At 73.1% G+C, this 8802-nt stretch carries 9 protein-coding genes; 1 reads left to right on the top strand and 8 read right to left on the bottom strand.

The genetic code is table 11. The features are described 5' to 3' along the window. Positions 1–39: 39 nt before the first annotated feature. The 8 genes from rnc to ABTZ17_RS34720 form a co-directional block, all read right to left on the bottom strand. A complete protein-coding gene (rnc, locus tag ABTZ17_RS34755) occupies positions 40–861 on the bottom strand; it encodes a ribonuclease III (protein WP_352199799.1) in 822 nt (273 codons plus the stop codon). Positions 862–880: 19 nt separating this feature from the next. Beyond that, entirely contained in the window at positions 881–1054 is a 174-nt protein-coding gene (rpmF, locus tag ABTZ17_RS34750; RefSeq protein ID WP_030195083.1) for a 50S ribosomal protein L32, read from the bottom strand. 2 nt (positions 1055–1056) lie between these two features. Next, entirely contained in the window at positions 1057–1704 is a 648-nt protein-coding gene (locus ABTZ17_RS34745; protein ID WP_352199800.1) for a YceD family protein, read from the bottom strand. Positions 1705–1857: 153 nt separating this feature from the next. Further along, a complete protein-coding gene (locus tag ABTZ17_RS34740) occupies positions 1858–2937 on the bottom strand; it encodes a DivIVA domain-containing protein (protein ID WP_352199798.1) in 1080 nt (359 codons plus the stop codon). Positions 2938–3041: 104 nt separating this feature from the next. Beyond that, entirely contained in the window at positions 3042–3521 is a 480-nt protein-coding gene (gene coaD, locus ABTZ17_RS34735; protein WP_352199797.1) for a pantetheine-phosphate adenylyltransferase, read from the bottom strand. 26 nt (positions 3522–3547) lie between these two features. After that, a complete protein-coding gene (gene rsmD / locus ABTZ17_RS34730) occupies positions 3548–4129 on the bottom strand; it encodes a 16S rRNA (guanine(966)-N(2))-methyltransferase RsmD (protein WP_352199796.1) in 582 nt (193 codons plus the stop codon). Between the two features lie 70 nt (positions 4130–4199). Continuing rightward, positions 4200–6404, bottom strand: coding sequence for an ATP-dependent DNA helicase RecG (recG, locus tag ABTZ17_RS34725; protein ID WP_352199795.1), 2205 nt, complete (start codon positions 6402–6404; stop codon positions 4200–4202). Positions 6405–6494: 90 nt separating this feature from the next. Further along, complete coding sequence (locus ABTZ17_RS34720) at positions 6495–8159, bottom strand: DAK2 domain-containing protein (RefSeq protein WP_352199794.1); 1665 nt, start codon at positions 8157–8159, stop codon at positions 6495–6497. Positions 8160–8414: 255 nt separating this feature from the next. Between ABTZ17_RS34720 and rpmB the strand changes: the two genes are divergently transcribed. Then, positions 8415–8600, top strand: coding sequence for a 50S ribosomal protein L28 (rpmB, locus tag ABTZ17_RS34715; protein WP_030195073.1), 186 nt, complete (start codon positions 8415–8417; stop codon positions 8598–8600). Positions 8601–8802: the final 202 nt, after the last annotated feature.

Below are 8802 nucleotides of genomic sequence, written 5' to 3'. Positions count from 1 at the left end.
GTCCGGGTGCGGGGCGGCGTCCTGCTCGGGAAGGAAGGGTCAGACTCCGGAGGGAGCGCCCGCGGCGGGGGTCGGCGTCCCGCCGTCGGCTCCCTCGGCCGCGGCGGAGGCCGCGACCTTGGCACGCTCGTCCGCGGCCGCGCGAATCGCGCGCCACGCGGACTCCGCCGCCTGCTGTTCCGCTTCCTTCTTGCTGCGGCCGGTGCCGGTGCCGTACGAGACACCACCGACGCGGGCGGCAGCGGTGAAGGTCTTCTCGTGGTCCGGTCCGGTCTCGGTGACCAGGTACTCGGGCACGCCGAGTCCCTCGGCCGCGGTGAGTTCCTGGAGGCTGGTCTTCCAGTCCAGTCCGGCACCGAGGTTCGAGGACTTCTCGATGAGCGGGTCGAAGAGCCGGTGCACCAGCTCCGAGGCCGCGTCGAGACCCTGGTCGAGATAGACGGCGCCGATCACCGCTTCGAGGGTGTCGGCGAGGATGCTGGCCTTGTCCCGGCCACCCGTGCCCTCTTCGCCCCGGCCGAGCCGGATGAAGGAGCCGAGTTCGAGGCCGCGCCCGACCTCCGCAAGCGCGCGCGAGTTGACCACCGCGGCCCGGAGCTTGGCCAGCTGGCCCTCCGGGAGGTCCGGGTGGGTCCGGTACAGCGTGTCCGTGACCACCAGGCCGAGCACGGAGTCCCCGAGGAACTCCAGACGCTCGTTGGTGGGCAGACCGCCGTTCTCGTACGCGAAGGAACGGTGCGTCAGCGCACGCACCAGAAGGGCGGTCTCGAGCTGATACCCGAGCCGCCCTTCCAGAAGCGTGTGGGACGAGGCCGCGTTGCTGGTGTCTGCCTGCTTCTTACTGCCGGCAACGTCAGACATTGCGCCTCTCACCAGCCACTCAGACCGAGAGGACCTGGCGCTTGTTGTAGGTGCCGCAGCTCGGGCACGCGATGTGCTGCTGCTTCGGCTCCTGGCAACGCTCACACGAAACCAGGGGGGTGACCGCAGCCTTCCACTGCGACCGGCGGTGGCGCGTGTTGCTGCGCGACATCTTCCGCTTCGGAACAGCCACGGCTACTTCTCCTGCTTCTCGGCGGCGCGTGCAGATTCGGGCCCGTCGCCGCTCATGTTGTCCTTCTCGTCGGCCTGATCTGACGCGACGAGTCCCTGCAGTGCCGCCCAACGGATGTCGACGGCGTCGTGGTGGTGGTCCGGGTCCTCGTTCAGGTTGGCCCCACAGGTGGAGCACAGACCGAGACAGGCCTCCCGGCACACCGGCTGCGACGGCAGTGCGAGCACCACCGCGTCCCGCAGCACGGGTTCGAGGTCGAACAGATCGTCCTCGACGTAGTACCTGTCCTCGTCTTCCTCGGCGTCGTCGGCCGGTTCCGCCACGGGGCGGCCCCGGCCATCGGCGTCAGGGTACGAGAACAGTTCCTGGAAGCGCGCGTTGAGCTCCAGCTCAAGCGGCTCCAGACACCTTACGCACTCCCCGGTCACGGTTGCACGGGAGATGCCTGTGACGAGCACCCCTTCCATGACCGATTCCAGACGGAGTCCGATCTGCACCGGGGCGCCTTCCGGCACTCCGATGACTCCGGCGAGCCCGAGGTCGGCGGGAGCGTCGACGGTGCGGGAGACCTTCTGCATCGCGCCCGCGCGCCGTCCCAGGTCCCGTGTGTCGAACACGAGAGGGTTGCGGTGGTCGAGGCGGCGGTTCAGGGTTCTTCCTGCTTTCGGATTCGCTGGGGGCTGCCGACGGGCACCTCGGGTGACGGGGCACCTGGGGGCAGCGTGGATCGCGACGCATACGCGCGACCGAAGAGCCAGGATACCCGCCCCTTCGCTCAGAGCCCAATCCGGGCCCTCGGAACGCTAGCGTCCCTGCTCATAGGCCCGGACCTGGTTCAAGTCGATCATGCTGGTGTCGAAGAAGCTGGTCTCGTCGAGCGCGGCGGGACCGGGCGCGGCCGGATCCGCCGGGGCGGGGTGACCGGTGGCGTAGGGGCCGGCGGCGTACGGATCGGGCTGCTGGGGGTCGTAGCCCTGCCAGCCCGCGGAGGCGCCGGCGTACGGATCGGGGGCGGCCGCGCCGTAGGCCGCGTAGCCGGTGCCCGCGCCGTCGGTGCCCTGGTGGGCCGCCGAGGCCCGGTAGGGGTCCTGGTACGGATCCTGGTAGCCGTACCCGGCGGTGTCCCCGGCGGGGTGGTGGTACGGGTCCTGGGCGTGGGCGTGGCCGGTGGGGGCGGGCTGGGCCTGGGCGGGGATCGCGGGGGCCGGTTCGGCGAGCCCGGCGAGGAAGTCGGCGTCGCTGGTGGCGGCCCGGGCCCCGCCCGCGGCGTCCTGGGCGGCGAGGTGGGCGCCGAGCTCGTCCCCGGTGGTCCGGCCGGTGAGCTTCTGACGGCCGCGGCCGACGGCTTCCAGGGTGGCGCCGAGGACGGCCTCGAAGGCGGCCAGCTTGGCGGCCATGTAGGCGTCGGCGTCCGCGAAGCCCTCCTCGGCGAGGCCGGGCTCGTGGCCGAGGAGCTTGCCGCGGCCGCGGTCCACGGAGCCGAGGGTCTTGGTGAGGACGACCTCGAAGTTGGCGAGCTTGCTGTCCACGTAGTCGTCGGCCTCGGCGCGGATCTCCTCCGCCTCGCGGCGGGCGTCGGCCAGGATCCGTTCGGCCTCGGCCTGGGAGCGGCGGGCGACCTCGGTGTCGGCGATCAGGGTGCCGCGCTGGTGGTGGGCGGACTCGATGATCCGCTCCGCCTCGTGGCGGGCCTCCTCGACCATGCGCTCCCGGCCGCCGAGCAGTTCGCGGGCCTGGGCGAGGGAGCCGGGCAGGGCCTGGCGCACCTCGTCGAGGCGGGCGAGCAGTTCGGCGCGGTTGACCACACAGGAGGCCGACATCGGCATGGACCGGGCGCTGCCGACGGTCTCGACGATCTCGTCGAGCTTCTTCTGCACGTCCACGATTGCTCGCACTCTCCCGGCCCCCGCCGTTCCGGAGGCGGACGCCACGACTGTACGGCCCCCGGGTGCCGGCGGGACACCGGCTCCGGGAAGCCCGCCGGGGGTCAGCGTTCGCCGAGGCGTTCGGTGAGGGCCCGGTGCACGTGCGGCGGGAGCAGGTGGGCCACGTCCCCGCCCCAGGCGGCGACCTCCTTGACCAGGGAGGACGACAGGAAGCTGTAGGTGGGGTTGGTCGGGACGAAGAGGGTCTCGACTCCGGTGAGGCCGTTGTTCATCTGGGCCATCTGGAGTTCGTAGTCGAAGTCGCTGACGGCGCGCAGGCCCTTGACGATGGCGGGGATGTCGCGCTGCTTGCAGAAGTCGACGAGGAGGCCGTGGAAGGACTCGACCTCGACGTTGCCGTAGTCGGCGGTGGCCTCGCGGATGAGCTCGATCCGCTCCTCGACGGTGAAGAGGCCCTTCTTCGACTGGTTGATCATGACGGCCACGTGTACGACGTCGTACAGCTTCGAGGCTCGTCCGATGATGTCGAGATGTCCGTTGGTGATGGGGTCGAAGGACCCCGGACAGACGGCGCGGCGCACGCGAACTCCCTCGCTCTCCGGTGCGGTCATGATGCGTTTTCGCTGGTTGAGGCGGCGCGACCGTACCAGAGGGTCCCTTCGCCGTAGCGTCGGGACCTCAGGGCTTCGAACCCCGCCGGCCACGGGAACTCCCCGCCTCTCGTGCTGCGCTCCACGGTGACGAGCGCGTCGTCGGTGATCCAGTCCCCCGAGCGGAGTGTGAGCAGGATCTCTCGGAGCGCGGCGTCGGTGACGGCGTACGGGGGGTCGAGGAAGACCAGGTCGTAGGGGTCGGCGGGGGCCGGTCCGGTGACGATCTGCTCGGCCTTGCCGGCGCGGAACTCGGCGCCGGGGAGGCCGAGCGCGCGGACGTTCTCGCGGATGGTGCGGGCGGCCTTGGGGTCGGCCTCGACGAGGAGGGCGTGGTGGGCGCCGCGGGAGAGGGCTTCGAGGCCGACCGCGCCGGAGCCTCCGTAGAGGTCCAGGACCCGGGAGCCGGGGACGCCGTGGAGGGATTCCCAGGTGGAGAACAGGCCCTCGCGCGCCCGGTCCGAGGTGGGCCGGGTGCCGGTGCCGGGGGGCACGGCCAGCCGTCGCCCGCCGGCGGTGCCGGCGATCACGCGGGTCATCTGGGGTCCTTCGGGGGTGCGGGTACGGGTCGGTGGGCGGCCGGACCGGCCGGGTCTGCCTCCCCCATTGTCAGCCCTTCTCCAGGTACTGCTCCCGTTCGGTGTCCAGGAGGGCGTCGAGGGCGGTGCGCAGGGCGGGGAGGGCTTCGAGGTCGGGGTCCTCGGCGACGACGCGGGTGGCTTCCTGGCGGGCCTGGGCGATGACCTCCTCGTCCTCGATGACGGCGAGCACGCGCAGAGAGGAGCGGACCCCGGACTGGGCCTGGCCGAGGACGTCGCCCTCGCGGCGCTGTTCGAGGTCGATGCGGGAGAGTTCGAATCCGTCGAGGGTGGCGGCGACGGCGGCGAGGCGGGCGCGGGCGGGGCTCGCCTCGGGCATCTCGCTGACGAGGAGGCAGAGTCCGGGGGCGGTGCCGCGGCCGACGCGGCCGCGGAGCTGGTGGAGCTGGGAGACGCCGAAGCGGTCGGCGTCCATGATCACCATGGCGGTGGAGTTGGGGACGTTGACGCCGACCTCGATGACGGTGGTGGCCACCAGGACCTGGATCTCGCCGGCGGCGAAGCGGCGCATGACCTCGTCCTTGTCGGCGGGGTCCATGCGGCCGTGCAGGACGGCGACCTCCAGTCCGGCGAGGGGGCCGGCGCGGAGCCGGTCGGCGGTCTCCAGGACGGCGAGCGGGGGCCGCTTGTCGGGGTCCTCCTCGGCAGCCTTGGCGGCGGCCTTCTTCTTGGGTTCGTCCTCGCCGTCGCCGATGCGGGGGCAGACCACGTACGCCTGGTGGCCGTTCTCGACCTCCTCGCGGACGCGTTCCCAGGCGCGGGTGAGGAAGTGGGGCTTGTCCTTGGCGGGGACCACGTGAGTGGCGATGGGAGAGCGGCCGGCGGGGAGCTGGTCGAGGACGGAGGTCTCCAGGTCCCCGAAGACGGTCATGGCCACGGTCCGCGGGATGGGGGTGGCGGTCATGACGAGCAGGTGGGGCGGCTGCTTGCCCTTGGAACGGAGGGCGTCGCGCTGTTCGACGCCGAAGCGGTGCTGTTCGTCGACGACGACCAGGCCGAGGTCGTGGAACTGCACCTTGTCCTCGATGAGGGCGTGGGTGCCGATGACGATGCCGGCTTCGCCGGTGACGAGGTCGAGGAGGGCCTGGCGGCGGGCGGGGGTGCCCATGGAGCCGGTGAGGAGGACGACCTTGGTGGCGTGTTCGGCGCCGCCGAGCATGCCGCCCTGGGCCAGCTCGCCCATCATCTCGGTGATGGAGCGGTGGTGCTGCTGGGCGAGGACCTCGGTGGGGGCCAGCATCGCGGCCTGGCCGCCCGCGTCGACCACGGCGAGCATGGCGCGCAGGGCCACCATGGTCTTGCCGGAGCCGACTTCTCCTTGGAGGAGGCGGTGCATGGGGTGGGAGGCGGCGAGGCCGTCGAAGATCTCGCGGGAGACGTTCCGCTGGCCTTCGGTGAGGGTGAAGGGCAGGTCGGCGTCGAAGGCGTCGAGGAGGCCGCCGGGGGCGGGGCGGCGGGGCACGGCGGGGAGTTGGCCGTCGGCGTGTCGGCGGCGGGCGAGGGCGACCTGGAGGACGAAGGCCTCGTCCCACTTGAGGCGTTCGCGGGCCTCGGCCACGTCGGCCTTGCCGGTGGGCCGGTGGATCTTGAGCAGGGCCTCGGGGAGGGTGACCAGGCCGCGCCCGGAGCGCAGGGCGGGGGGTAGCGGGTCGGCGGCCTCTGCGGCGGCCGGCAGGACGGCGTCCACGGCCTTGGAGATCTTCCAGGACTCCAGCTGCTTGCAGGCCGGGTAGATCGGGATGAGGCGGGCGGCGAAGGCGTCCACGGCGTCGGTGTCGGAGGCGTCCGTGCCGAGGGGTTCGTAGGCGGGGTGGGCGAGCTGGAGCTTGCGGTTGAAGAGGGAGACCTTCCCGGCGAACATCGCGCGGGTGCCGGGGAGCAGGTCCTTGTGGGGTTTGTGGACGCCCGCGCCGAAGAAGACCAGTTGGAGGCGGCCGGCCCCGTCGGTGATGGTCACCTCCAGGCGTTTGCCGCGGCCCCCGTTGAAGGTGTGGATCCGGGCCTCGGCGACCTGGGCGACCACGGTGACGTGTTCTTCGAGCTGGTCGGAGAGCCCGGCGAGGGAGGTGAGCTCGCCGCGCTCGGCGTACCGGCGGGGGTAGTGGTGGAGCAGGTCACCGGTGGTGTGCAGGCCGAGCTGTTCGGCGAGCACCTTGGCGGTGGCGGGTCCGAGGGTCTTCTTGAGCGGTTCGTCGAGCGCGGGCACGTGTTCCATTGCACACCATGGCGGTGACATCCGGTGCCGGCGCCCGCCCGGGGCGGGCCGGCCGGCGGGCGCGGCGGTCCGGTCGGGACGCCGGCGGGGCTACTCGACGCCGATGAGGAGCGGGGCGCAGTGCCGGCCGCCCTGGTAGGTGACGGTGTCCACGGCGAGGTGGCCCTCGCGGACGCAGCGTTCCAGGCGGTCGGCGAGGTGGTCGGGGGCGCCGGGGCCGAGGACGAGGGTGACGAGTTCCCCGCCGGAGCCGAGCATGCGGGCGAGGACGGCCTCGGCGGTGTCGGCGAAGTCGGTGCCGATGACGGCGACGTCGCCCTCGATGAGGCCGAGGACGTCCCCGGCCTGGCAGATGCCCGCGGAGGTGAAGGACTGCCGTTCGGCGACGGCGAGTTCGGCGTAGCGGGTGGCCCCGGCGGCGGCGGTCATGGCGACCACGTCCTCGTCGAAGCTGCCGTCGGGGTCGTGGACGGCGAGGGCGGCGAGGCCCTGGACGGCGGAGCGGGTGGGGATGAGGGAGACCCGGACGCCTTCGGCGCGGGCCCGTTCGGCGGCGCGGGCGGCGACGGCGCGCAGCTCGGTGTCGTTGGGGAGCAGGACGATCTCGCGGGCGTGGGCCCGGTGCAGGGCGTCGAGGAGGGTGTCGGCGGTGGGGGGTTCGGGGCGGGCCGGGACGGTGGTGGCGCCGGCCTCCCCGCAGAGGGCGGCGAGCCCTTCGCCGGGGACGACGGCGACGACGGCGCGTTGGACGCGTTCGCCGCGGGCGGCCTGGAGCTGGTCGCCGAAGTGGGTGATGCGGATGCGGTAGGGGCGGCCGGCCTCGACTCCCGCCTCGACGGCGGCGCCGGGGTCGTCGACGTGGACGTGGACGTTCCACAGTCCGTCGCCGCCGACGACGACGAGGCTGTCGCCGAGGGCGTCGAGGGTGCGGCGGAGGGTGGTGACGGCGTCGTCGGCGGCTTCGAGGAGGTAGATGACCTCGTAGCCGGGGCCGCCGGGCGGGCCGTCGGTACAGGGTTCGGGGCGGGCGGGGACCGGTACGGCGCGGCCGGGGACGGGGTCGGCGGTGATCCGCTCGCCGGTGAGGGCCTCGCGGAGGGCGCCGAGGACGGCGACGAGGCCGCAGCCGCCCGCGTCGACGACTCCGGCGCGGCCGAGGGCGCCGAGCTGGCCGGGGGTGCGGGCGAGGGCGGCACGGGCCCCCTCGTGGGCGGCGGCGGCCACGGCGCCCGGGTCGGGGCGGCCCGTCGCGGCGGTGTCGGCGGCGGCGCGGGCCGCGGCGGCGGCCACGGTGAGCATGGTGCCCTCGACGGGGTGGGCGACGGCCGCGTAGGCGGAGGTCGCGGCACGCTGGAGGGCGGCGGCGAGCCGGGCCCCGGTGTCGGGGTCCGCAGCGGGGTCCACGTCCGGGTCCCCCTCGCGGTCCGTGCCGCCGGCGGGCGGGGCGGCGAGGACCTCGGCGGTGCCGCGCAGCAGCTGGGCGAGGATCGTGCCGGAGTTGCCGCGGGCCCCTATGAGGGCGCCGCGGGCGCAGGCGCGGGCGGCCTCGGCCAGGGTGGGGGCGGGGTCGCGCGCGAAGAGGGCCGTCACTGCCTCGGCGGCGGACTCCGCGGTGAGGAGGAGGTTGGTGCCGGTGTCGCCGTCGGGCACCGGATAGACGTTGATGGCGTCGATGTCCTCGCGGGCCCGGCCGAGGGCGGCCACGGCCAGGGAGCTCCAGGTGAGCACCGCGGTGGCGTCGAGGGTCTGCGGCACCGGGGTTCCTCCTTGGGCGGGCTGGTCTGCACCGCAGGGTAACGAACCGGTTCCGGGCGGGCGGCGGGTCCCGGGCGGTCCGGCCCGGGCGGGGGCCCGGCCGATCGTGGTAGTTTTCTCGGACGGGAGCAGTCGTTGTATGCTGCTCCGGTTGCCCGATGCAGATCGGGCCATCCCCCGGCAAACCACTTCAGATCTCTGATTCCGGTGCGCCGGATTTCACTGTAAGTGCATCTGAAGTCTTTGGAGTGACCTGTGGCTGCCAACTGCGACGTTTGCGGCAAGGGGCCGGGCTTCGGCAACAACATCTCGCACTCGCACCGCCGTACGCCCCGTCGCTGGAACCCGAACATCCAGCGTGTGCGTGCCGTGGTCGGTGGGACGCCGAAGCGCCTCAACGCCTGCACCTCGTGCATCAAGGCCGGCAAGGTCTCGCGCTGACGCTTCACGTCGTAGCGCAGCCCTTTCCGGTTGCCATGAAAGCCGGTCCACCCTCGGGTGGGCCGGCTTTTTGCCTTGTGCGGCGCGGGCGACGGTGAACGGACCGCCCCCGTCGAGGAACAGGCCGTGACCGGTTCCTCCACGACTCCGTCCGCGCCTCCCCCCGAGGTCGCGCTGGTCATGGCTTCCTGGTCGGCGGCGG

The organism is Streptomyces sp. NPDC097619 (assembly GCF_040302735.1).
In the GTDB taxonomy this organism is placed as follows: domain Bacteria; phylum Actinomycetota; class Actinomycetes; order Streptomycetales; family Streptomycetaceae; genus Streptomyces.
The sequence above is the reverse complement of the archived record's forward strand: the minus strand, read 5'-3'. Positions and strand labels throughout refer to the sequence as shown.

Excerpts from the sequence above, each read along its gene's own strand:
- rnc (WP_352199799.1), bottom strand. The coding sequence starts at position 861 with ATGTCTGACGTTGCCGGCAGTAAGAAGCAGGCAGACACCAGCAACGCG.
- rsmD (WP_352199796.1), bottom strand. The coding sequence starts at position 4,129 with ATGACCCGCGTGATCGCCGGCACCGCCGGCGGGCGACGGCTGGCCGTG.
- recG (WP_352199795.1), bottom strand. The coding sequence starts at position 6,404 with ATGGAACACGTGCCCGCGCTCGACGAACCGCTCAAGAAGACCCTCGGA.